The organism is Gynurincola endophyticus, from assembly GCF_003991195.1.
In the GTDB taxonomy this organism is placed as follows: Bacteria; Bacteroidota; Bacteroidia; order Chitinophagales; family Chitinophagaceae; genus Gynurincola; species Gynurincola endophyticus.
In genome coordinates this window covers 1-711 of record NZ_RCWL01000024.1, presented here as the reverse complement: position 1 = coordinate 711, position 711 = coordinate 1, and the positions used below count along the sequence as shown (strand labels likewise).

General features: G+C 38.1%; 1 protein-coding gene. It reads left to right on the top strand.

Annotated features, from left to right (window positions below):
• Positions 1-546: M57 family metalloprotease (locus D9O48_RS18690; protein WP_126974519.1), on the top strand; the 546-nt coding region annotated here is incomplete at its 5' end.
• Positions 547-711: the final 165 nt, after the last annotated feature.

Here is a 711-nt window from a genome sequence, read left to right as displayed (position 1 = left end):
CAATCATTAAATAGTAATGAAGAACATTACAGGCACGTGAATCTGGTCACCGGCTTGCCCAGAGTAATTTCGATAAGAGTGAATTCATCGTTGCCTGTCTCTTATATTACTGCTACCAATGCTGCTATTGCGCGCTATAATGCCTTAGGGCTAAGTTTAACTTTTACCAGAGTAACTACCGGAGGGGATATTGTTATTACCGGAGTTACCGGTGTATCCTTTCTCTCTATGTCAGGCTTTCCCGCGGGAGGTAATCCTTATAATAGTATTGCACTGAACAGGTCTTTCCTGGATACGTGGGCTACTAATACGGTTATTTCTATTATAACTCATGCAATCGGGCATTGTATCGGATTTTATCATACGGATCATTATTCTCCTCCGCCTTGTATCAATGATTATTCTACAGATGGAAAAACTACTTTACCAATACACATTCCCGGAACACCATTGACCGGTGGCGGATGGATGAGCGGTTGTATCAGTAACGGATTAAACAGACCTTTTACAGCTGATGATGTGTTGGCACTAACAACTCTTTATTAGTTTTTTTATTTTTCATCTAAAAATAAAAATATGAGAAAAATAACTTTTTCATTTTTGCTCGCTTTTATTATATACAGCGCGTGTAATAAAAAAGAAGAGGTTGAGAAAAAAGTGAATTTCATTTCTGCAACTGATATGGAACGTATCGGATCAATGGGGTTTAGT